The following is a 24,263-nucleotide window of genomic DNA, read 5'->3' as shown; positions in this document are numbered from 1 at the left end:
CCTGCAAGTTGGGCGCACAATGCGCCCATTAACGATTTATACTCTTTTTACCTGGCGCTGCTACATGGCCGTTTTACCCGACGGCAACGCCAATGAATTACGCTGGTATACTGGTACGACGAACCAACACCACCCCAGCCCCAACCAGTGCACCAATCGCACCCCACATAATCAGCAGGAAAATACGGCGCGGACTATCACGGGTAACTGGATCTTCCGGTGTACGTAAGTAGCGATATGTCTGGAACGTTTTATCCAACGTTGGACCGACGTTCAATGTTGCCAGCATGGCACGGTTCTGATCGTAATCAATATCAAAACTTGGTCCGGTAGCCTGTAATGTTTCCAAACGGGCTTCAAGCATCGGTTTACCCAGCATAAACATCTTGGAATCTGGTAACTGCTCTGCCGGAGTATCTGTTTGGTTTCGGTTAATTCCTTGCTGACCTGCGACTTTCAATGCTTGCTTAACTGCCGTCACTTCACGATCAAACACCGCTTGAGCGACCGCTTCTTGCCGTTTAACTTGTGCTTTCATCGATTGAGTACGAGCCGCCCATGCCCCTTGAATCTCATCATTCAAATGGCTAGCTGCACGCTGACTGGCAAAATCAATATAACCACGGAGTAATTTATTGGAATCACTGGCCGTTTCTGCCGTCAATTTAATGCTGTCATTCAGCATTTTCTTGTCATCGCGTGGGGTGAAAACAATATTGTTTATCAGCTCATCCAGTAATGCGGCATCAGCCTTGGCATCACCTTCCAGACGCTGTTTGTAGTAATCACTTTGCAGCCAGAAATCACGACGGGTATCGTAAGCCGCAAGTTGGGTAATAAACTCACCATAAGCTTCGTCAGAGATACCGGGTTGCTCACTGGCAACTCCGCTATTGATGCGAGTATCCAGATTACGTAAAAACTGCTGCTGAGAATAAAAACCACCCAAATTATTGACTGTTGGCCGGTCAGTAATGGCTGTTGCACTCCACTGTTGTTTCACCAGATAGGAAACACCCAGCGCGATTGCAGCAAAAAGAATTGCCATACCGATAATCCACACCTTACCGCGCCAAAGAGTACGGAACAGGCTGCGGATATCTAATTCGTTATCCACAGTAGGCTCATTATGGGTAGACCCTGTTTTATCAGTCGACATCGATTCTGGTTTCATCACTGCCTAAAAGCCTCAGGTTAAGATTCATGCTTATTTTGCGATGCACGACGCATCCGACGCTTCATCCGTTTGATAAAACGTGCCACACGCCATGCTCGTTTAATGCAGTAGCCATACAACAGAAATGCAAGCAAGAATAATGCCAACATCACCCATTCAGGGACAAATGTCAGCCTTTCGCCAATAACACCAATCGCCGCTAACAACGCTGCCGCCAGTGTAATTAAGACAAATGCCTGCCGTGAGGTAAAACCGGCACGCATAATCAAGTGGTGGATATGTTGACGGTCTGGTGAGAAAGGACTCATTCCTTTACGTAAACGTCGGTACATGATGGCAATCATATCCATCAATGGAATTGCAATAATCCATAATGCAGTCACCGGGTTAATCGGATGGGAATTCCCTTGTGTGGTTTGCAGCAACATCCAAATAGCGGTGAAGCCAATTAGCGTACTGCCCGCATCACCCATAAAGACTTTATAGCGACGCCCTAATAACCCAAGGTTTAACAGAATATAAGGCAAGATAGCGGCTATCATGGCAAAGCACCATAATGCCAATGCCATCAGCCCGCTTTGATACAATAGAATACCCATGGCACCGAAGGAGACACAAGACAACCCCCCCAGTAAACCATCAATACCATCCACCATATTGAAAGCATTTATCGCTGCCCACACCGCGAACAGTGTGACGACATAGCCAAATGGCCCTAATGACATCTCCCACGGACCAAAAGCATGTCCCAGGCTCCGCAAATAGAGCCCTGCGACTACCATCATGGCGATACCCACCAATGCCTGAACAAAGGCACGGATTTTTACACTGATATCAAAGCGATCATCTAAAGCACCAATGAACACCAATAAACCGGCGCAACCGAGATAGAGTCGGAAATGAGGGATCTGCTGATTGGTTATCAGAAAGGTAAAACAAATACCCGCAAACACGGATATTCCGCCCACTAATGGAATCAACCCTTGGTGACGTTTGCGATAATTAGGTTTATCAACAAGTCCGATTTTCTTGGCAACTTTGCGAGCAACAAATAAAAATGCCAGAGAAAACAGGAATATAACAAATATCTCAGTACTCATAGTGAGTAAGTTCACGTTTAACCGCTCTCTGCAAAAATGATACGACAGCTTAGCATGCGGCTTGGCACATACCATGCCTTCCCCACGCTTTCAGTTATTTCCGAATATGATGACAGCCTTGCTTGTTATTCCCAACTCTATTTTTTGCTATTTTCTCATTGGTAATGAGAATAACTACCAAAATAGCCATAAATTATGGAATGCCCATCACTTAATGGATAACAAACCCAACTATCGTATATTCCAAAAGCAAAAAACGCCACGACTGTGCGTGGCGTTTTGACTGATTTTACTCGACTTACGAACGTCTCATATTATCGAAGAACTGATCGTTAGTTTTCGCTGTTGCCAGTTTACTGATGAGGAACTCCATCGCATCGATTTCACCCATTGGATGAAGAATACGGCGCAAGATCCACATTTTTTGCAGCTCTTCAGTGGTGGTCAGCAGCTCTTCTTTACGTGTACCAGAGCGGTTGAAATCGATGGCTGGGAACACACGTTTTTCGGCAATTTTGCGCGATAAATGCAGTTCCATGTTGCCGGTACCTTTAAATTCTTCATAGATAACTTCATCCATTTTAGAACCGGTATCAACCAATGCCGTGGCAATGATGGTCAGGCTACCGCCCTCTTCAACATTACGTGCAGCACCAAAGAAACGCTTAGGACGATGCAAGGCGTTAGCATCCACACCACCTGTCAGCACTTTGCCTGAAGCAGGAACTACGGTGTTGTATGCTCGGGCCAGACGAGTAATGGAGTCCAGCAAGATGATAACGTCTTTTTTGTGCTCAACCAGACGTTTCGCTTTCTCGATAACCATTTCAGCTACCTGAACGTGACGGGATGCTGGCTCATCAAAAGTGGAAGCAATAACTTCACCCTTAACCAGACGTTGCATCTCAGTCACTTCTTCAGGACGTTCGTCAATCAGCAATACCATCAAGACGCAATCAGGGTGATTGTAAGCAATGCTGGTAGCGATGTTCTGCAACAGCATAGTTTTACCCGCTTTAGGCGGTGCCACAATCAGACCACGTTGACCGCGACCGATTGGCGAGGCCAAATCAAGTACACGGGCAGTTAAATCTTCCGTCGAACCATTACCACGTTCCATGCGCAGACGAGAGTTGGCATGTAATGGGGTTAAGTTTTCGAACAGGATTTTGTTACGGGCGTTTTCCGGTTTGTCGTAGTTAACTTCGTTAACTTTTAACAATGCAAAATAACGCTCACCCTCTTTCGGCGGACGAATCTTACCGGCAACGGTATCACCAGTGCGAAGGTTGAAACGGCGAATTTGGCTTGGGGATACATAGATGTCGTCGGGACCGGCGAGGTAGGAGCTGTCTGCAGAGCGGAGGAAACCAAATCCATCCTGCAATATCTCCAATACACCGTCACCGAAGATATCTTCTCCACTTTTCGCGTGCTGCTTAAGAATAGAGAAAATAATATCTTGTTTACGCATCCGGGCCAGGTTTTCCAGCCCCATATTTTCGCCAAGTGTTATCAGATCAGAAACCGGCGTGTTCTTTAATTCGGTAAGATTCATAATGGTGGGTTCTTAAACTCGGGGTATGTCTCGAACTATGGTCGTGAATGGTATGGCAGCGTCATCCGTGCCTGTTTAATGGGACATTCAATCACCGGCCTTGAACAAACTACGCAAGTAATGACTTACGCGGGATTTGCGCGACACAACGGTCAAAAGATTGAAGGTACCTTAGACTGATTTGTAAAACCGTTAGACTGTCAAAAAACTGATTGAGTTCATAATCATTCTCAACACACATTATTTCGACATAGAGTAAAGCTTTAGATTCAAACTATTTAGGTGCTACAGACTATTTATTAGATGCTAAAGAGTAAATTAGATACTAAAGAATAAGCTAGATGCTATAAACCCGGACTCGATACACAGGAATGTTCTATATGCAGTAGAGTAAACTTAACACGCTTCTTTGCAGGCGTCTAGCGGTCAGTGTGAGAAATCACAACTGCCGCTAAACATACCCTACAGCCTTGCAGCCACAGCCGTGTTAGCCGCTATTACAACTCAGCCCATCCATGAACCTCACCTCGTTGAGCCCGCTGCAAACAGTGCTCAAATCTGCTTCTGACAGATTTGTCGCCCGAATCACTAACCTTAGTCAGATCATCGAAGTTCACTTGCTGCAACGCCAACGACTTTGGGTATTGACGGCTAATACCGCTTACAGATTTGCATCCAAGAAGGCTTTAAGCTGGCCTTTAGACAAGGCACCCACTTTGGTGGCCACTACTTCACCGTCACGGAATAACAACAGTGTAGGGATACCACGGATACCGTATTTCGGTGCCGTGCCCTGATTATCATCAATATTCAATTTAGTGATGGTCAGTCTGCCTTCATACTCTTCAGCAATTTCATCCAAAATCGGAGCAATCATCTTGCACGGACCACACCATTCAGCCCAGAAATCGACCAGAACCAGGCCGCTGGCTTTCAGCACGTCAGTGTCGAAGCTGTCGTCACTCAGGTGAATAATTTTATCGCTCATGTTCTACTCCAAAGGATTGTGTCTACCTCGTTGGTGTAGCATTAACCAACAATAGGATGACTTTATTTCACCGGATACGCTTTCGTAAAGCAATAGTTAGCTGATATTCTACCACACTATGAGCAAAACACACTTGACCGAACTGAAGTTTTCCGACTTCGCCCTGCACCCGCTAGTTATAGAAGCTCTTGAAAACAAAGGGTTTCATAACTGTACGCCGATCCAGGCGTTAGCATTGCCACTCACCCTCTCTGGGCGTGATGTAGCGGGTCAGGCGCAAACAGGTACCGGCAAGACGCTGGCATTCTTAGCGTCTACTTTCCATTATTTGCTTTCTCACCCGGCTGAAGAGGGTCGCCAGACTAATCAACCACGCGCATTGATTATGGCACCAACGCGTGAATTAGCAGTACAAATTCACTCCGATGCGGAATCACTTTCCCAGATGACTGGCCTGAAATTAGGCTTGGCTTATGGTGGTGACGGCTACGATAAACAGCTTAAAGTGCTGGAAAGTGGCGTTGACATTCTGATCGGTACTACTGGCCGTTTAATCGACTACGCGAAACAAAATTATATTAACCTCGGTGCGATTCAGGTTGTGGTTCTGGATGAAGCTGATCGGATGTACGATCTGGGCTTTATTAAAGATATCCGCTGGCTGTTCCGCCGTATGCCTTCCGTTGATAAACGTTTAAACATGTTGTTCTCTGCCACACTCTCGTACCGGGTACGTGAATTGGCATTCGAACAAATGAATAACGCTGAATATGTTGAAGTGGAACCGTTACAAAAAACCGGCCACCGCATTCAGGAAGAGCTGTTCTACCCTTCAAATGAAGAAAAAATGCGTCTGCTTCAGACGTTGATAGAAGAAGAGTGGCCAGACCGCTGTATTATTTTTGCCAATACCAAACATCGTTGTGAAGAGATCTGGGGTCACCTGGCTGCTGATGGTCATCGTGTTGGTTTACTGACCGGTGATGTGGCACAGAAAAAACGCCTTCGTATTTTGGAAGATTTTACCAAAGGTGATTTGGATATTCTGGTTGCTACCGATGTTGCCGCCCGTGGCTTGCACATTCCACTGGTCACCCATGTGTTCAACTATGACCTACCTGACGACTGTGAAGACTATGTTCACCGCATTGGCCGTACCGGTCGTGCTGGCGAAAGTGGTCATTCTATCAGCCTGGCATGTGAAGAGTACGCGTTAAACTTACCGGCTATCGAGACCTACACCGGTCATAGCATTCCGGTAAGCAAATATAATAGCGATGCGCTATTAACTGATTTGCCGGCGCCAAAACGTCTGGCCCGTACCCGTACCGGGAATGGTCCACGCCGTAACTCTGCCCCACGTCGCAGTGGTGCACCACGGAATAACCGTAAGCGACCGAGCTGATAAATGATGCTAAGTTCCACCTCACTTTATGCTGCCATCGATCTTGGCTCCAACAGTTTCCATATGTTGGTAGTACGTGAGGTGGCAGGCAGTATCCAGACGTTGGCCCGAATCAAGCGGAAAGTCCGTCTGGCTGCGGGTCTGGATAGTCAAAACCATTTATCACAAGAAGCGATGGAACGCGGCTGGCAATGTCTGAAGCTCTTTTCAGAACGTTTGCAGGACATTCCTTTGGACCAGATCCGGGTGGTTGCAACTGCAACCCTGCGTCTTGCCTCAAATGCTGAAGAGTTCCTGCAAACTGCAATCGACATTCTTGGTTGTCCGATTCAGGTCATCAGTGGCGAAGAAGAAGCTCGTCTGATTTATCATGGTGTGGCACATACCACCGGTGGGCCGGAGCAGCGGCTGGTGGTGGATATCGGCGGTGGTAGCACCGAACTGGTCACCGGCAATGGTGCTCAAGCGAACATTCTCGTCAGTTTATCAATGGGTTGCGTCACCTGGCTGGAACGTTATTTTAGCGATCGCAATCTGGCAAAAGACAATTTTGAGCGTGCGGAACTGGCTGCTCGTGAGATGATCAAACCGGTCGCGAAACGTTTTCGTGACCATGGCTGGCAAATTTGTGTTGGAGCATCGGGTACGGTTCAGGCCCTACAAGAAATTATGGTTGCTCAGGGCATGGATGAACTGATCACGCTGGCCAAATTACAACAGCTCAAGCAGAGAGCCATTCAGTGCGGCAAGTTGGAAGAACTGGAGATTCCCGGTTTAACACTAGAGCGAGCGCTGGTTTTCCCCAGTGGTTTGTCTATCTTGATTGCGATATTTCAGGAACTGGCAATTGACAGTATGACACTGGCTGGCGGCGCGCTGCGCGAAGGGCTAGTCTACGGCATGCTTCATTTACCGGTCGAGCAAGATATTCGTAGCCGGACAGTGCGCAATTTGCAGCGCCGTTATTTACTCGATATCGAACAAGCCAAGCGCGTGAGCAAGTTGGCCGATAATTTTTTGCTACAGGTAGAAAAAGAGTGGCAACTCGATAGTCGATGTCGGGAGTTATTGCAAAATGCCTGTTTGATTCATGAAATTGGTCTAAGTGTCGATTTTAAACATGCTCCCCAACATGCTGCTTATCTGATCCGCAATCTAGACCTACCCGGTTTTACCCCCGCGCAAAAGCTATTACTGTCCGCATTGTTGCAAAACCAGAGTGATACTCTCGATTTGTCCCTGTTGAATCAGCAGAATGCATTGCCGGTGAATATGGCACAGCATCTGTGTCGAATCCTGCGTCTGTCGATTATTTTCTCCAGCCGTCGGCGGGATGATACCTTACCAGCCGTCAGGCTTCGGGCCACGGGCGAGGCTCTTTATGTGCTGCTACCCCATGGCTGGTTACAACAGCACCCTTATCGAGCAGAGGCGCTGGAACAGGAAAGCCATTGGCAAAGCTATGTCCAATGGCCACTGTCATTAGAAGAACTTAATTAAATTCTTTGCTGTTGGGCGGCCTGGGTCGCCCTATCCCCTTATCCTTCACACTGAAATCTCTACAAAACCATCAGATTGTGATCATCCTCAGCTTAAAAAAGAAACATTGTGTGTATTTTTATAAAACGACGTTTCTTTTTTGGAAGAGGTAACAATGCGAGCACAGCTTCAACGTCCACATAGCTTGGCTATGTTGGTAATGATGTCCAGTCTGATAGCCAGCACCCCAACGGCAATTGCAGCTAAAACAAGTGCCCACGATGCCCCCCAACAGCTTCAGGTTCCTACTCTCGCTTATGATGAGAGCACTATTGTATTAGTGTGGAAAGCACCAGAAGACACAGGTAAAATTGTCGATTATCAAATTTATTCTGCTGGAAAGCTGCTGGGTAAAGCCAGTGATAACAATAATAAATTCTCTCCCGCCAAGCCCTATATCGATCACTTTTATGCCAATGATAAAGATAATTTCCAGCATAAGATTGTGCTACAAAACTTCACCGTTGATGGCCTGAAACCCGATACCCGCTATCAATTCACGGTAAAAGCCCAATATGCTGATGGCTCGTTATCCGCTGCCAGTAATCTTGTTACGGCAAAAACCAGCGCCAAACCACAAATCGTCAACGTGCGCGACTTCGGCGCAGTTGATGATGGCAAGACATTGAATACCAAGGCGATCCAACAGGCAATCGATAGTTGTAAGCCAGGCTGCCGGGTTGAAATCCCCGCGGGTACTTTCAAAAGTGGCGCGCTGTGGCTAAAAAGTGATATGACCCTCAACCTGCAAGCAGGTGCAACACTATTAGGCTCAGAGAACCCTGATGATTATCCAGCGGGTTACCGTTTATATCCCTATTCCACCATTGAGCGCCCAGCCTCACTGATCAATGCCATTGACCCGAATAAAAGCACACCAGGGACTTTCCGCAACATCCGTATTACCGGTCCGGGGGTGATTGATGGTAATGGCTGGCAACGGGCAAAAACGGCTGAAGTGACCGATGAGCTAGGTCATCCATTGCCACAATATGTGGCGAGCAAAAACAGCAAAGTGCATGAAGATGGGATTCTGGCTAAAAATCAGGTTGAGAAGGCTGTTTCTGATGGTATGGATTTGAAAAATGCCTATGGTCAACGTCGCTCCAGCCTGATGACATTGCGCGGTGTAGAGAACGTCTATCTGGCAGGTTTTACCGTACGTAACCCCGCATTCCACGGCATTATGAATCTGGAAAACCACAACGTGGTCGCCAACGGTTTAATTCATCAAACCTATGATGCAAACAACGGTGATGGTATCGAGTTTGGTAATAGCCAAAATGTAATGGTGTTTAATAACTTCTTTGATACTGGCGACGACTGCATCAATTTTGCTGCCGGTACTGGAGAAAAAGCACAGCAGCAAGAGCCGATGAAAGGTGCATGGCTGTTTAATAACTATTTCCGTATGGGCCACGGTGCCATTGTAACCGGTAGCCATACCGGTGCCTGGATTGAGGATATTCTGGCGGAAAACAACGTGATGTATCTGACCGATATTGGCCTGCGTGCCAAGAGCACCAGCACCATTGGTGGTGGCGCCCGTAACGTGACATTCCGTAATAATGCCATGCGCGATTTGGCCAAACAGGCGGTAGTGATGACGCTGGACTATGCCGACAGTAATGCCAATATCGACTATCCACCAGCTAAAATACCGGCTCAATTCTATGATTTCACAGTAAACAATGTGACATTAGATAATATAACCGGCAAAAACGCTGCGATTGAAATCAAAGGCGATACGGCAAACCAAGCCTGGCACCGTTTGGTACATGTCAACAATGTGCAATTGAAACAGGTAAACCCAACCGCTATCAGTGATTTACGTGACAGTGAATTTAATAACGTGGTCTTTACTGAGTTACGGGGTGATACCCCTTGGCACTTCAGCGACGTGAAAAACGTGACTGTCGATGGCAAACCCGTAACGCCTTAGCGGGGTAAAAACGGGCAGACCAAGACACTGCCCGTTACTGTTTTCGCCTTCGTGGCAATTCTTAGCTTTCACTACTGTTTCTTCGCATTCGCTAATTGCGCACGAATATTGGCCAGATGACTCTGGCCTTTCTGCATCCGCTCTTCCGGGCTAACAGCTTTGCGCTCATCTTCCCATTTCAAGTCGTCTTGCGGTAACTCCATCAGAAAGCGACTGGGTTCCGGCCGAATCAGCTCACCATACTGCCGCCGCTCTTTGCACAAGGTAAAGAACAACTCACGCTGGGCGCGGGTGATACCCACATAGGCCAAGCGCCGCTCTTCATCTACATTATCTTCATCGATACTGCTTTGATGCGGCAGCAAGCCCTCCTCCATGCCAACCAAAAACACATAAGGGAACTCCAGCCCTTTGGAGGCATGCAAGGTCATTAATTGCACTTGATCCACTTCTTCATCACTTTCTCCCCGCTCCATCATGTCGCGTAGGGTAAAACGTGTAACGACCTGAGTGAGTGTCATCGGCTCATTCAGCTCAGAGCCTTCCAGCATTTCAGTCATCCAACTGAATAAGAGATTAACGTTCTTCATCCGCATTTCTGCTGCTTTTGGGCTGGGAGAAGTTTCGAACAACCAACTTTCATAATCGATGCCGTGAATCAGATCGCGTACTGCCGCCACTGGCTCACGTTCTACCAACCGAATAATACTATCTATCCAGTGCGTGAAACGCTGCAATGACTCCAGACCACGGCCTTTCAGATGCTCGCCTAATCCCAAATCAAAACTGGCTCGAAACAGGCTTTTATTACGTAAATTGGCCCATTCCCCCAGTTTTTGCACGGTCGTTGAACCAATCTCACGCTTGGGTGTATTCACGATACGTAAAAATGCACTGTCATCGTCCTGATTGGTCAATACCCGCAAATACGCCAATAGGTCTTTGATCTCTGGCCGCGAGAAAAATGAATCGCCTCCCGAAATACGATAAGGGATACGGTTTTGCATCAGTAGCTTTTCGAACAACCGCGACTGATGGTTACCGCGATACAAAATGGCGTAATCACTGTATTGAGTCTTTTTGACAAAGTGATGGGCGATAAGCTCACCGATCACTCTTTCCGCCTCATGATCTTCATTATTGGCAGTGATCACTTTCAGCTCATCGCCATAACCCAGCTCAGAAAAGAGTCTCTTTTCAAAAACATGGGGGTTATTGGCAATCAGAATATTTGCCGCCTTTAGAATACGGCCCGAGGAGCGGTAATTTTGCTCCAGCTTGATCACCTGCAATTGCGGGAAATCTTCATTCAATAAGACTAAGTTCTGTGGTCGCGCTCCGCGCCATGAATAGATAGATTGGTCATCATCACCGACTACGGTAAAACGCGCCCGGTTGCCCACCAGTAATTTAACCATTTGATATTGGCTGGTATTGGTATCTTGGTATTCATCGACCAGTAGGTATCGCAGACGATTTTGCCAGCGTTCGCGCACGTCCAGATTGTTTTGCAGCAGCAGTGTCGGCAGGGTGATAAGGTCGTCGAAATCCAACACATTGCAGGCTTTCAAATGGGCGTCATATAAGCCGTAGCAATGCACAAACAGCTTATCACGCTCGGATCGCGCCAGTGCCGCAGCCGCCGCTGGCGAGAGCAGATCATTCTTCCAGTTGGAGATCTGGGATATCAATTGTTGCAGTAACGTTTTATCGTCTTCCAACCACTTGTGGGTCAGATCTTTCAATAGCCCCAATTGGTCTTGTGCATCAAACAGCGAGAAGTTGGATTTCATCCCCAACGCCACATACTCTTTTTTGATAATCTCTAATCCCAGAGTATGGAAGGTTGCTATCATCAAGCCACGTGCTTCTTTACGCCCCAATGTTTGCGCCACACGTTCTTTCATTTCACGCGCCGCTTTATTGGTAAAAGTCACCGCCGCAATATGTTTCGGTTGATAGCCACACTGGCGGATCAAATGGGCAATCTTGTTAGTGATAACTCTGGTTTTGCCCGATCCCGCACCGGCCAACACCAGGCAGGGGCCAGTAACGAATTCGACGGCTTGTTGTTGGCTGGGATTTAATCGCATGGCACTCGGAAGCTCAGTGGGTTAACGGGGGAACAGGATTGTAGCAGAAAGCGGTCGGCGAAAAAAAACCACCTGCTGTTTTTGATTTGTAAAACGCTCGCCGCAGTGGCCCCATTACGACCAAAATACGCTACACTGGCGCGCTTCAAGCCCTATTGAAGATAACCTTCGTTCAAATAACTATGTAGTCTAAATAACTTAGTGGTGATTGTTACTATGGCAAACAAAGCTTCTGCACTGCACATTTTGGTTGATGATGAAAAGCAGGCAAACGATATTCTGGCGCAATTGAATAACGGTGCAAATTTCCAAGAGTTAGCGAAAAAATTCTCTAACTGCCCGTCAAAACGTAATGGCGGCGATTTGGGCGAGTTCAATAAAGGGGATATGGTCCCAGCTTTCGATAAAGCGGTATTTAGCTGCGAACTGCTGCAACCTTATGGACCGGTTAAGACCCAGTTTGGATATCACATTATTAAAGTGTTATATCGTAACTAAGTTAGTGATGCGCCACCTTTCTGGCGGCGCAATAACTCAGTTTTAGTCCAGTGGCTCTCATCTGACGTAATCCTCATGCTATAAGGTTATTTTTAATAAATAATATTATGGATATTATATCCCTCATGATTTTATCTATACTTTCTATACAAATACTCCACTAAACTTTACAAAATAACCAGTAAAATTATATTGAAAAGCTATTTTTAGGTGCTAGAAAACAGCAAAACCAAGATTTTTTAACAAAAACAACAAGAAAGATCCCATTAGTTGTTTTATTTTAAATAAAAAAACCATTTAAATACAATAAGTTGAGATATAATTTATAGACACACAGTTTTTGTAGGAATATTCCCACATAGATTGGTTCGTTTATCTGATGTGAAGTTAAGACAGCTTTCTATATTATCTCCCTCATCAAGTAACAGACGTGGCGGAATAATTACCACCGATTTACTTAAACGAAAAGAATGTGGAAAGCTGACAAGTATAATCGAATAACATTCGCACATATAGTCATTAACCCACTTCATATCTATTAAGTTAAGTATTCATTCATATTTAAATTCGAATGAATGCTCACCCACATTTAATTATTATATTGGAGTTTTAAATGAACAAGTTAACTTTGGCTATGGTGTTATTCTCAGCATCTACAACTATTGCAATGGCAGCAAGTAATAATACAATTACTTTCCAAGGTGAAGTCACAGCACAAACCTGTTCTGTTACCGTCAACGGTGTTGATGCCAACCCAATGGTATTGCTGCCAACTGTATCCAGCAGCGATTTGGATGCTTCAGGGAAAACAGCAGGTAAAACGGCCTTTACCCTGGGTGTATCTGGTTGTGCAGTTGGCCCTGATGATATTGATGTCAAAACTGTTTTCGTCGCTAACCAAGTCACAGCTTCCGGTAACTTAAAAAATACCGGCACAGCAGCAAACGTTGAGCTTCAATTGCTGAAAGACACAACAACGACTTCGGGTATCGATCTGAATAGTGGTTTGGCGCAAGATGGTATAGTGTTAAAGGCTGGTGATACAGCAGCAGAGCATGATTTTGCAGTTCAATATTTTGCAACTGGACAAGCAGGCGCTGGTTCTGTGATCGCATCAGTACAATATGCAGTTTCTTACCTGTAATACCTGCTTTGCCGAATAGGATATACTTTAACTAATTGGCGCTGCAATCAGGCAAAGTAAATGACAAATCGGTCATAGACCTTTTTGAATAGCATTTATGCTAGCCCGCAGGGTGAGCCTCAATGAGGCTCATTAATCCCGATAATCTTCACAATAGTGATTCGGGTAAAGTTCCCCGATGTGTATTCAGCAGCTTCAAGCACCAACAAAATAGCTATTCGGCCAGTTTCATTCAGAGGGTATCCCCATGATGGTTAACATACATAGCTACAGTTATCGTTATCTGTTCATCGCGTTATTAATTCTTATGGGCATCTCTTCTGCTAAAGCCAGCGTCATCATGACGGGTAGCCGAATTATATATTCGGCGGGCGAAAAAGAGCACAGCGTACAATTAACAAATAAAGACAACTTCCCCAATGCGGTTCAGGTCTGGCTAGACAGTGGTGATGCCCAATCAACACCAGAAACAGGCAAAGCACCCTTTATCGTCACACCACCGTTCTTTCGCATGGAAGCCAATGCGGGACAAACATTGCGGCTGAAATATACCGGTAGCGGCCTGCCAACAGATAGAGAATCCGTGTTCTATCTTAATTTTTTACAGGTGCCTCCCGTCAACAAAGCAGAAAAAAGTAATAAAATGTTAGTGTTGATGCGTAACCGCATTAAAGTATTTTATCGACCTGAAAGTATTACTGGCCGTGTTGATCAGGTCTCCAGCGCACTGACTTTCAGTGTGCGCCAACGTGGTAAAGATGTTGTTGTAACAGGGAAAAACCCAACAGGATTCTATGCCACCATTGCCAGTGGTGAAGTTGTTGGCAGTGGTAAAAAACTTAAAATGAAATCCGAGATGATTTCACCGATGTCTCAAGCAGAATGGGTTATCCCAAATTCATCTGTACCTTCTAATGCTATTGTTAATTTCCTGATAGTGAATGATTTCGGCGGGCAAGATACCGGAAGTTATCGTATTTAGCCGGTAAAGGAAGATTTATGAGGCTTGCACGCGCTTCTGTGAAGAGAAAATTCTTTGGACGCAAGAAAGCATTAACACTATGTATTGCTTTAATCTTACATGTTGATACGGCTTTGGCTCAGGATGAGCCACAAAACCTCGAGTTCGATGAATCTCTGTTTTTAGGGACCAATTTTGCTTCAGGTTTGAATCAACTCAATAAAGAGAATTCTGCCACAGCCGGAAATTACGATGCTGTCGATGTCTTGGTTAATAACAAACCGTTTAAACGCACTACCATTGAATTTATTAAGAACGCTGACTCATCAGAGGTTTACCCCTGCCTGAGTGATGAATTCTTAACTGCGGCTGGCGTTGTTCTTACTGGCAAAGACAGTACTGCAACCAAAGAACCTAATACGCTCAAAACAGAATCCGCCCCCTCGGATACTGCGGCTTCGTCTACAGAACAATGCAAGCCGCTGGCTGAGCGGGTAAAAGGTGCCTCTTTTCACTTTGACCAAGCCAAACTTCGTCTAGAATTGTCGATCCCACAAGCTTTGTTGCAAAACCGGCCCAGAGGTTATATCGAGCAAAGTGAATGGCAGGAAGGCGAAAAGCTCGCATTCATTAACTACAGTTCCAACTTTTATCGCAGTGAGACGCAGTCTCAGCAAAACAACACCTCTGATTACGGCTTTGTTGGGGCTTTGTTGAATAATTCGGATTTAGATAAAAGCGCCTCTCGTCACTGACTTCCTCAGGCAATCCGCACACTTTCTGGCATCCCTGCACGCGTCATTTTGTTTAAGGCACGGATCATGGCCATAGTTTCTCCAACCTGCGCATCGTAATCCCTCAACGTAAGATGCCCACCAAACAGCTGTTTTACGCGGTACATCGCCGTTTCGGCCACTGAACGCCGGTTATAAGCCGTGTGCCATTTCCAGTACGCATTGCTCCCAGTAAGCCGTTGCCTCGCCACCGCCTGATTTCTGTCGGCATACTCCACCGGCCAGTAGCCGGCGCGCGTTCGCGGCGGGATAAGCGCCTTAATTTTCTTGCGCCGCAACTCGTCGTGGCACCGCTTTGTGTCATAAGCCCCGTCGGCACAGGCGGCCCTGATTTTCCTGTGCGTCTGACGGATAAGCCCCGGGAATGCCTCTGCATCAGTCACGTTGTTTAGGGACAGGTCAGCGCAGATAATCTCATGCGTATCAGCATCCACCGCCAGGTGCAGTTTCCGCCAGACGCGGCGCTTTTCCTGGCCGTGTTTTTTCACCTTCCACTCACCCTCACCGAAGACTTTTAAGCCGGTGGAATCGATAACCAGATGGGCAATTTCACCGCGTGTTGGGTTTTTGAAAGGGATGCTGACGGATTTAGCCCGCCTGCTGACGCAGGAATAATCCGGGCAACGGAGCGGGAGCTTCATTAGGGTAAAGATGGAGTCAATGAATCCCTGCGCAGCGCGAAGTGTGAGGCGAAAAACGCGTTTGAGCATCAGAACGGTTGAAATGGCCAGCTCAGAATAACGTTGCGGACGACCGCGTAAAGACGTGTTGGGCTCGTCATACCATGCCTGAATGGCCGACTCATCAAGCCAGAATGTCAGTGAGCCCCGATTGACAAGCGCCTTGTTGTAGGTGGCCCAGTTGGTGATTTTGAACTTTTGTTTTGCCACGTGATATCGCTGCAGGATCAGGAGTGTGGTGATCTGATCCTAACTACGGCCAAAAGTTCGATTTATTCAACAACGCCTGTCATGATTCTTAGGTTTTCAATATTGTAAACCTCTCCTCCGTTATTTATAAACTTAACATGATGAATTTCATATTTTTTCCTATCACCAATTTGCTCTATGGAAGGTGGGTATGGGGCTCGTTGATTTAGCATTTCGACGTAGTTAGTTTTATTAAACTGCCCAGATAGCTCAGGATCATTCGCAACCTCCTGCCAAAACGCTGCCCTAAATCTATCAAAACTACTGAACTTCCTGCCACGTAATTTATCGGCAATCTGTACTGGGATGGGTGCTCCCAGCCCCTTACCCGCCTCTGCCAACCAAACGCCTGCAACTTGCTGCCCACGACCGGTTACTTCACCCGGCTCATCCCGTGGCGTTTTAAGATAAATATACACCGGTTCCAGCCCCGACTCTGCTGGGAACCAAATGACGTAATCGTGGAAATCAATCTCCTCATGTGCAAGGAACGTCAGTGCTCGCTTTGTCGCCAGAAAAGTGATATCAGCCCCAGTATGCGACGGAACAACCGGCGCACTGGCAGGTTGTGGTAATACCGAGCTGATATCCATGCTGGGCGGTTGTACTGGAGTAAAAGTAAAGGTGCGTGGCGGCTGGCTGTCGGTGGTAAATGTATAAACACCATTTGACCTATCAAGCTGTGCTTGCCCGACCTTCACCTTAGCAGCAACATTTGCAGCTTGGGTTTTTACCGCATAAACACCGGTCCAATCATCCTTTTGGGCCATCAAAATTCGGACCGGAGAATCTACGTCACCTTGATGTAGTAACGGCGCGCCAAGGGATAATCCTATGTCCCTGAGAGAGAAACTACCGACTAATGGCGGCTGATTCGCTCCTTCCCTATCATTATCCGAATAGAAGCCCGTACCAATAATGACAGCCATTGGATCGGCCAACGAACTTGTGTCTATGCTGCGAAATCGCTCCGATACCTGCCGTAATGAGGTACCTAAATGATTAGCAACCTGAGGACTTAATGTTATAGCACCCGCACCGCCTGCGGCAAAACTGGGAGAATGTGCGCCCCCTGGCGGATGAGCAGATAAGGAGAAGGTATTTTGGGGAGTGACAGCCTGCTGTCTGGCGAGGTAGGCTGCCGCCAGTCGCTCACGTTCAACACGCTGTCTGGCGGGTGCTTCTACAATCCACCGGGCTTCGGCCTCAACCAGTTGCGCCCTGACTACCTGTATATGCTGATCAGCATTGTTGACTTCATTCTTGGCCGTATTTAACTCATGCTGGGCCTGATTTATATTGTCTCGCGCCGTCGTTAAACGCCGATATATCCGTTCTAATGTCGCAATATTTGTATCACGGGCATGTTGCTCACCCTGACTTTCTGACTGAAAGGTATACAAAAGAGGGTACATGACCATCGGCCCCTTTTGTAAAAAATAGTCTCGCGCAACCGCTGAATTAATCGATATATCCATCTTAATGGTTGTTTTTGAGTATTCAAACCAAGCTATAAGGTATTCCTCCATCGGAAATTTTTCCGGGTTTAAGAATGATTTACCCTCAGCCGTCTCCTTGACTGCATGCAATATTGCCTCTTTTTCAGCCACAGTCTGAATGGCACGTTGTTTTTCAAATAGAGCCTGTTGCACTTGTGGATACTTCGCATCCCATTGTGCTTGTTTTTGCCGATTTTCCTCCTCCACCTGTTTAATCTGCTCTGGTATTAGCACTGTCGTGACTGAAATATAGACAGGGTCAGTGTTCGCTTCTGCGGGGAAGTAGACAATCGCGTCATGGCTGTTACTTCCCAGTGGAGAAAATACCGGTGTTACAGGGCTATCCCTCACCTCACTGACACCGCTTGGTTGCGTTGCCGTGGGAGGGGAAGAACTCGTATCAATATGGATGTGGATAGGTGGCATCCCATTGAGGATCTGAGCGGTAAATACCCCTGTCCGATCAGTGGGTTTAGCCTGTACTACTGGCACCGTAATCGGCACATGTTTGGATTTCACTATCGCGATTTTCTGCACACCATCCTGTACCACATCATGCAGCCGGACATTAGCCACTACTGCTGATTGTGTGGGTAATTGTGCCAATGGCACGCTGATGATGCGCTCGGCAGGCAGGGTGACGACCGTGCGCCGGGTCACTGACATATCATCTTTCGCGATTTCAGAGGGTGCCAGCAACATGCCAACAACCCCGGCGAACCGCCCGATATAAGGCGCCGCGTCCACAGCAAACATCGCCATCCGCGTAAGAGCCAGATCAAGTGCCGCAGCAACTACCTTTGGTTTAAGCAGCGTAAACCCCCATTCACCAGCAACCAGTGATAGGGGAACGGCAACACCGGGGACTATTGCTACTTGTAGCTCTGGCCTTTGTGCCAGATTAGGGGGACTTGGAGGATTGCCGCGATGACGTGAACGGTTATTGCCACCTCGATTACCGCCAGAACGGCTACCGAACTTGCTTGGATTATAATTGCGAATAGCCCCATAGGGGGTTTGCGATACTCCCCACCCTCTACCTTTATTAGGATTTCCAGCACTAAGCCCTCTCGGCACGCCCTTGACGCCATCAGTTGAGCCACGGCGGCCCTGACCCATTACATTACTGTGTCCTTTTCCCATACTTTATTTCCTTATTTAAGTTTTTATAATTAACGAGAATATTGACTGCTAAACCTATTTATCTTTTTCACCTCCTTAACATTATTTAAATGTCATGAGTTTTATTCTTTAGCTTTGCCAGACCCACAAATAAAAACACCCCGCTAATTAGCGAGGTGCGTTATTACCTTCATAAGAATATTATGATTAATAGCGTTTAATACTGAGTTTGTCTGCGATGTGTTAAACCACGATTAACACCTTACTGGATTTTTTTCGGGCCGGGATAGCATTAATTTAATAAATTTTCGCCTGTAAGATATGGCTTAAATTTGAGATAAAAAAAAGCCGCTACCATTATTTAATGGCAGCGGCCTGTTTCACGCAGAGTTAAACGCCGCTAAAAACCTGACGGCGTCAAAGACAAAAGGGACTTAGCCCGCAACTGCAATACGCTTCATATCGGTCATATAGCCACGCAGTTTGTGACCTACGGCTTCAATTGGGTGGTTACGAATGGCTTCATTCACATCACGCAGTTGCGCGTTATCAACCGCAGTACCGGCAACGCTCTTACCCAAATCCCCTGCTTGCAGTGAATCCATGAATTTGCCTTTCAGCAACGGAACCGCCGCGTTCGCGAACAGATAGTTACCGTATTCAGCCGTATCAGAAATAACCACGTTCATTTCATACAAGCGCTTACGGGCAATGGTGTTGGCGATCAATGGCAGCTCATGCAGTGATTCATAATATGCAGACTCTTCGATGATACCGGAGTCAACCATAGTTTCGAATGCCAACTCAACACCGGCTTTCACCATGGCAATCATCAATACGCCGTGGTCGAAATATTCTTGCTCAGAGATTTTGCCTTCAAACTGTGGCGCATTCTCGAATGCTGTTCTGCCGGTCTCTTCACGCCAGCCCAGCAATTTAACATCGTCTTGCGCCCAATCAGCCATCATACCGCTGGAGAAAGCACCGGAGATGATGTCATCCATATGCTTTTGGAACAACGGAGCCATGATTTCTTTCAACTGTTCAGACAGCGCATAAGCCCGCAGTTTAGCCGGATTGGACAGACGGTCCATCATCAGCGTAATCCCGCCTTGTTTCAGCGCTTCGGTAATGGTTTCCCAACCGAACTGAATCAGTTTCTCAGCATAAGCCGCGTCAGTACCTTCAGAAACCAGCTTATCGAAACACAGCAATGAACCGGCCTGCAACATACCACACAGGATAGTCTGCTCACCCATCAGATCAGATTTTACTTCCGCAACGAAAGAGGACTCCAACACACCCGCGCGATGGCCACCGGTTGCTGCCGCCCAAGCCTTGGCAATCGCCATGCCTTCGCCTTTAGGATCGTTTTCCGGGTGAACCGCGATCAGCGTCGGCACACCAAAACCACGTTTGTATTCTTCACGAACCTCAGTGCCAGGGCATTTCGGCGCTACCATCACAACGGTGATGTCTTTACGAACTTGCTCACCCACTTCAACGATATTGAAGCCATGAGAATAACCCAGTGCTGCACCATCTTTCATCAGTGGCTGAACTGCCTGAACCACTGCGGTGTGCTGTTTGTCTGGTGTCAGGTTAACCACCAAATCAGCCTGTGGGATCAACTCTTCGTAAGTGCCTACTTTGAAGCCATTTTCAGTCGCTTTACGCCATGAAGCACGCTTCTCGGCAATCGCTTCTTTGCGCAGAGCGTAAGCCACGTCCAGACCAGAGTCACGCATGTTCAAGCCTTGGTTCAGACCTTGTGCGCCACAACCGACGATCACCACTTTTTTACCGTTCAGGTAGCTTGCTTCATCGGCAAATTCGTCACGTGCCATAAAGCGACACTTACCTAATTGCGCCAACTGCTGACGCAGGTTCAATGTGTTGAAATAGTTAGCCATGGTATTACTCCGTTCGGGTTCTGTTTTGTGGGTGCAGCTATTTATTTTGGTTACTGCAAACGAATATTGTGTTTGTGTAGCTAATGTTGTGTGTTGCTGTTTTTCACATCCCCTGTCTGGTCCGGGGATTATCTTGGATTCACTATATGACAGGAAACACATTGCTGAAATTGATATATTAACAATGTGACGTTGCAAATTCTGCAATACAGTTTATTTCTTATGCAATACAATAGCTCTTCTCACCTAAGAGGCTGTCTGTTATGGATTTACGTGACCTGAAATTGTTTCTGCATTTGGCTGAAAGCCGCCACTTTGGCCGCACGGCTAAAGCGACACACGTCAGTCCATCCACCCTATCGCGCCAGATTCAGCGGCTGGAGGAGACGCTCGGACAGCCCCTGTTTTTACGAGACAACCGCACGGTGCAACTGACCGATGCCGGTACACAGCTCAAGGCTTTTGCTCAACAGACATTGCTACAGTACCAGCAGCTGCGCCATGCCTTGGGTCAGCACGGGCCATCACTCAGTGGCGAACTGCGGCTATTTTGTTCAGTCACCGCCGCCTATAGCCATTTACCCCCCATTCTCGATCGTTTTCGCGCACGTCATCCGTTGGTTGAAATCAAACTCACTACCGGTGATGCCGCCGATGCGGTAGATAAAGTGCAATCGAATGAGGCTGATCTCGGTATTGCTGGTCGCCCTGAAGTGCTCCCCACCAGCATCGCCTTTACCCAGATTGGCGAGATTCCGCTGGTTTTGATTGCGCCAGCCCTGCCTTGCGCAGTGCGTTCACAGGTCTCGGTGGAACAGCCCGATTGGGCCACGGTCCCCTTTATTTTGCCTGAGCATGGCCCATCACGAAAACGCATTGATTTGTGGTTCCGCCGCCAGCGCATCAGTAACCCATTGATTTATGCTACGGTTTCCGGCCATGAAGCAATTGTATCAATGGTAGCATTGGGCTGCGGTGTGGCACTGATCCCATCAGTGGTGGTGGATAACAGCCCGGAACCGGTGCGCAACCGTATTTCCTTGCTGGATGATATCTCGTTGGTCGAGCCATTTGAGCTGGGTGTGTGTGTGCCCAAAAAACGGCTCAATGAGCCGTTGATCGAAGCATTTTGGGGGCTGCTGTAGTTTACAATCGTGAAGCGTAATTCATGGCAGGAACAAGACTCCTTGCCCCCAGGCTTATAGGTCCGCTACTGGCCGCTGCCACAGAAATAGATACTTTCTCTCTAGTTGGGAAACTGTTTATCGAATCGGTCAGTTGGCAGGTGTCGCTTTGCAAGTTGTTGGTAATGTTTACGTTGGGATAGGTATCAACCAGGTTATAAGTGATTTCACCAGCAGCATTAGTTTTCTGTTCAGCGCGGTGCGTTATATTATTTTTAGCATCGAAACTTTGTTTTACTACCACTGTTTCGCTCAATTGTACTGCCTTTTTAACTGGGTCATAACTAAAACTTTCAACGACCCTCTTAGTCATATTATTGTTAGAATCAAAGTGCTCGATAGCCTGATTTATCGTATTGGTAGCTGCATCAAAGGTTTTCACTTTAACCGTTTTATTGCTTGCAGCATCGATGCGTTCTCTTGTTACAATTTGCCTAACGATCTCCCCTTTGCGACGCGTTGTTTCAATTGTTGTCGTCCCATCACGCATTGAATAAGACCGAATTGAGTTTTGCAGGGGATTCAAACGGTTACTTAGCGGCGTAGGGGGTATGTAGTCAGGCGCCGATGATTTAATTGATGCTTTAATCAAGGCTAATGTTTCACTCATATAAAAACTCCATATATTATTCAAACCATGAAAAATAATCATTCAACAACATGGTTATTAACTGCGATATTATTCATCTCAATTAATAAATCCACAGATGATATTACGCTGCACTAATACTGAATTTCATTTGGAATGCTTATTTTTGAGAATATATAAGAAGATTAAATATAACTAAGTGGAAATAAAAAACTCAGCGCTTATTAGCCCTGAGTTTTATTGTGGTTGATAGGTATTCACCGCCACTTCATCCAGCCAAAACTTAACCCGCCAAAAAGAACTTAAACGCCGGGTTGTTGGTTTCATCATGGCAATCATAGCCCAAAGCGGCCAAGTGCTCTTCAAATTGCGGCTCAGAATCTGACAACTCAAACCCTGCCAATACCCGACCAAAATCAGTGCCATGGCTACGATAGTGGAACAAAGAGATATTCCAGTGCGTACCTAATGTATGCAAGAACTTCAGCAATGCGCCCGGTGATTCAGGGAATTCAAAGCTGTACAGCCGCTCACGCAATGGTTTGGAAGGTCGACCACCCACCATATAACGCACATGCAGTTTGGCCATCTCGTCGTCAGATAGGTCCACCACCTGATAATCTTTTGCCTGTAGCTCAGCCAATATCTCTGCCCGCTCGGCATAGCCGCGCGTCAAACGTACCCCTACGAAAATGCAGGCATTATCGGCATCCGCATAACGGTAGTTGAATTCAGTGACCGAACGCCCCCCCAGCAACTCGCAGAAACGGAGAAAACTGCCTTTTTTCTCGGGGATAGTTACGGCCAGCAAAGCTTCACGCTGCTCGCCCAGCTCACAACGTTCTGACACATAGCGCAGACCGTGGAAGTTCACGTTAGCACCGGACAGCACATGGGCCAGACGTTCGCCTTTGATATTATGCTGCTGAACATACTTTTTCAGGCCCGCCAGCGCCAAAGCACCAGAAGGTTCGGCGATGGCACGCACATCTTCAAATAAATCTTTTACTGCCGCACAGATAGCATCACTGTCGACGGTTATCACCTCGTCCAAATACTCTTGGCACAGGCGGAATGGCTCATCGCCAATACGTTTAACGGCGACACCCTCGGCAAATAACCCAACACGGGCCAGGTCAACCGGCTTGCCCGCATCCAGTGCGGCACGTAAACAAGCTGAGTCTTCCGCTTCAACCCCGATCACTTTAATCTGCGGCATCAGTTGCTTGATAAGCACCGCCACACCGGCCACCAGCCCACCGCCACCGACCGGGACAAAAATCCGATCAAGGTGTGCGTCTTGCTGGAGTAACTCCATCGCCAGCGTCCCCTGCCCGGCGATAACGGCCGGATGGTCAAACGGCGGCACAAAGGTATAACCCTGCTGCTGGGATAACTCGATAGCTTTGCCTTTGGCTTCATCGAAATTGGCACCGAACAGCAGCACCTCACCACCAAAACCGCGCACGGCATCCACTTTGATGTCAGCGGTTGCTACCGGCATCACGATAAGTGCCTTGATACCCAGCTTACTGGCTGAGAGGGCGACACCTTGCGCATGATTACCGGCAGAGGCGGTTATCACACCACAGGCTTTCTGCTCTTCTGTCAGACCCGCCAGCATCGCATAAGCACCACGCAGCTTAAAACTGTGCACTGGCTGGCGATCTTCACGTTTAACCAAAATAGTATTAGCCAGGCGGGAAGAGATTTTTTCCATCACTTGCAACGGGGTGACTTGCGCCACCTCATACACCGGCGCGCGCAATATCGCCCGCAGATATTCTGCCCCGCAAGGGGCAGCAGATAAGGGTTGTGATACCGCCAT

17 protein-coding genes and 1 pseudogene are annotated in these 24,263 nt (G+C 47.2%); 8 read left to right on the top strand and 10 right to left on the bottom strand.

All coding sequences use genetic code 11. The annotated features are described in order from the left end of the window. Positions 1–97: 97 nt before the first annotated feature. The 4 genes from wzzE to trxA form a co-directional block, all read right to left on the bottom strand. A complete protein-coding gene (gene wzzE, locus V2A84_RS20125; RefSeq protein WP_193784859.1) occupies positions 98–1,174 on the bottom strand; it encodes an ECA polysaccharide chain length modulation protein in 1,077 nt (358 codons plus the stop codon). A gap of 20 nt (positions 1,175–1,194) precedes the next feature. Then, positions 1,195–2,292 carry a UDP-N-acetylglucosamine--undecaprenyl-phosphate N-acetylglucosaminephosphotransferase gene (gene wecA, locus V2A84_RS20120; RefSeq protein ID WP_083164000.1) on the bottom strand — a complete coding sequence of 366 codons (1,098 nt, stop codon included), beginning with the start codon at positions 2,290–2,292 and terminating at the stop codon, positions 1,195–1,197. Positions 2,293–2,575: 283 nt separating this feature from the next. Beyond that, on the bottom strand, positions 2,576–3,835 hold the full coding sequence (rho, locus tag V2A84_RS20115) for a transcription termination factor Rho (protein ID WP_004704159.1): 1,260 nt from the start codon (positions 3,833–3,835) through the stop codon (positions 2,576–2,578). Positions 3,836–4,496: 661 nt separating this feature from the next. Beyond that, positions 4,497–4,823, bottom strand: coding sequence for a thioredoxin TrxA (gene trxA, locus V2A84_RS20110; RefSeq protein WP_004714235.1), 327 nt, complete (start codon positions 4,821–4,823; stop codon positions 4,497–4,499). Positions 4,824–4,941: 118 nt separating this feature from the next. Between trxA and rhlB the strand changes: the two genes are divergently transcribed. From rhlB to V2A84_RS20095, 3 genes are all read left to right on the top strand, one after another. Continuing rightward, positions 4,942–6,228, top strand: a complete 1,287-nt coding sequence (gene rhlB, locus V2A84_RS20105) for an ATP-dependent RNA helicase RhlB (RefSeq protein WP_005190253.1) — start codon at positions 4,942–4,944, stop codon at positions 6,226–6,228. Between the two features lie 6 nt (positions 6,229–6,234). Then, entirely contained in the window at positions 6,235–7,728 is a 1,494-nt protein-coding gene (gene ppx / locus V2A84_RS20100) for an exopolyphosphatase (RefSeq protein ID WP_193784858.1), read from the top strand. 154 nt (positions 7,729–7,882) lie between these two features. Beyond that, positions 7,883–9,709 carry a glycosyl hydrolase family 28 protein gene (locus V2A84_RS20095; RefSeq protein ID WP_083161868.1) on the top strand — a complete coding sequence of 609 codons (1,827 nt, stop codon included), beginning with the start codon at positions 7,883–7,885 and terminating at the stop codon, positions 9,707–9,709. Positions 9,710–9,780: 71 nt separating this feature from the next. Here the strand turns inward: V2A84_RS20095 and rep are convergent, their stop codons facing one another. Next, positions 9,781–11,802, bottom strand: a complete 2,022-nt coding sequence (gene rep / locus V2A84_RS20090) for a DNA helicase Rep (protein WP_083161866.1) — start codon at positions 11,800–11,802, stop codon at positions 9,781–9,783. A gap of 216 nt (positions 11,803–12,018) precedes the next feature. Here rep and ppiC point away from each other — a divergent pair, with 216 nt between their 5' ends. From ppiC to V2A84_RS20070, 4 genes and pseudogenes are all read left to right on the top strand, one after another. Then, on the top strand, positions 12,019–12,300 hold the full coding sequence (gene ppiC, locus V2A84_RS20085) for a peptidylprolyl isomerase PpiC (protein ID WP_004704164.1): 282 nt from the start codon (positions 12,019–12,021) through the stop codon (positions 12,298–12,300). 613 nt (positions 12,301–12,913) lie between these two features. Further along, entirely contained in the window at positions 12,914–13,444 is a 531-nt protein-coding gene (locus V2A84_RS20080; RefSeq protein WP_083161864.1) for a fimbrial protein, read from the top strand. Between the two features lie 250 nt (positions 13,445–13,694). Further along, entirely contained in the window at positions 13,695–14,426 is a 732-nt protein-coding gene (locus tag V2A84_RS20075; RefSeq protein ID WP_193784857.1) for a fimbrial biogenesis chaperone, read from the top strand. Positions 14,427–14,443: 17 nt separating this feature from the next. Continuing rightward, a pseudogene (locus tag V2A84_RS20070) lies at positions 14,444–15,112 on the top strand (FimD/PapC N-terminal domain-containing protein); the annotation flags it as partial. A 53-nt stretch (positions 15,113–15,165) separates the two neighbouring features. Here the strand turns inward: V2A84_RS20070 and V2A84_RS20065 are convergent. The 3 genes from V2A84_RS20065 to ilvC all read right to left on the bottom strand — a co-directional run bounded on the left by V2A84_RS20065 (position 15,166) and on the right by ilvC (position 20,662). Beyond that, a complete protein-coding gene (locus V2A84_RS20065) occupies positions 15,166–16,089 on the bottom strand; it encodes an IS5 family transposase (protein WP_226717630.1) in 924 nt (307 codons plus the stop codon). A gap of 62 nt (positions 16,090–16,151) precedes the next feature. Beyond that, the gene (locus V2A84_RS20060) at positions 16,152–18,770 is read right to left on the bottom strand and encodes a colicin-like bacteriocin tRNase domain-containing protein (RefSeq protein WP_442849030.1); all 2,619 of its coding nucleotides are present in this window, start codon (positions 18,768–18,770) and stop codon (positions 16,152–16,154) included. 413 nt (positions 18,771–19,183) lie between these two features. Then, complete coding sequence (ilvC, locus tag V2A84_RS20055) at positions 19,184–20,662, bottom strand: ketol-acid reductoisomerase (RefSeq protein WP_083161846.1); 1,479 nt, start codon at positions 20,660–20,662, stop codon at positions 19,184–19,186. Positions 20,663–20,925: 263 nt separating this feature from the next. Between ilvC and ilvY the strand changes: the two genes are divergently transcribed. Beyond that, on the top strand, positions 20,926–21,807 hold the full coding sequence (gene ilvY, locus V2A84_RS20050) for an HTH-type transcriptional activator IlvY (protein ID WP_005190304.1): 882 nt from the start codon (positions 20,926–20,928) through the stop codon (positions 21,805–21,807). Position 21,808: 1 nt separating this feature from the next. Here ilvY and V2A84_RS20045 read toward each other — a convergent pair whose 3' ends face one another. Further along, a complete protein-coding gene (locus tag V2A84_RS20045) occupies positions 21,809–22,456 on the bottom strand; it encodes a hypothetical protein (RefSeq protein WP_442848258.1) in 648 nt (215 codons plus the stop codon). A gap of 262 nt (positions 22,457–22,718) precedes the next feature. Then, the gene (gene ilvA, locus V2A84_RS20040) at positions 22,719–24,263 is read right to left on the bottom strand and encodes a threonine ammonia-lyase, biosynthetic (RefSeq protein ID WP_083161842.1); all 1,545 of its coding nucleotides are present in this window, start codon (positions 24,261–24,263) and stop codon (positions 22,719–22,721) included.

The organism is Yersinia sp. 2553 StPb PI (assembly GCF_052217105.1).
Classification (GTDB): Bacteria; Pseudomonadota; Gammaproteobacteria; order Enterobacterales; family Enterobacteriaceae; genus Yersinia; species Yersinia enterocolitica_E.
This window is presented reverse-complemented; position numbering and strand designations above follow the sequence as displayed.